This is a genomic window from Streptomyces sp. SM1 (assembly GCF_002910825.1).
GTDB classification, from domain to species: Bacteria; Actinomycetota; Actinomycetes; order Streptomycetales; family Streptomycetaceae; genus Streptomyces; species Streptomyces okerensis.
Genome location: NZ_NEUB01000191.1, coordinates 1 through 457, shown reverse-complemented (window position 1 = coordinate 457; position 457 = coordinate 1). Strand labels below are relative to the sequence as shown.

1 pseudogene is annotated in these 457 nt (G+C 77.7%); it reads left to right on the top strand.

The annotated features are described in order from the left end of the window. Positions 1-457: pseudogene (locus B9S61_RS40645) on the top strand (hypothetical protein); the annotation flags it as partial.

Here is a 457-nt window from a genome sequence, read left to right as displayed (position 1 = left end):
GGTGGCCCGCCGGTCGAGGACGTCGACGGTGTGCTGCTGGTGCGCTCGGTCGAGGACGACTCGTTCCCGCTGGACGTCGTGGCCGAGGTGGCGGGCGCCGTCGGACGGGAGGAGGGCGTCGTCACGGTCATCGTGGGATCCGCCGCCGGTGGCGGGATGCCCGGCGCCGGACACTGGGCACGGCTGGGCGCGCTCCTGGACTCCCTCCGCGCGCGGGGCACCGACCGGGTCAGACTCGTCATGTCCGGTGCCGGTGAGGACCGGCCGGACCGGCCCGCCGTCGCCCGCCGGATCGCGGACGCCTGGGAACTGGAGGTGACGGCCCCGGACGGGGCCGTCCTGATCACGCCCGGCGGCGCGCTCTTCGTCCACGGCGATGCCCGGTCCGGCTGCGCATGGTGGCGGTTCGCGCCCGGTGAGGCGCCCCGGAAGGCCGGCCGGCGGGCGCCGGCACCCG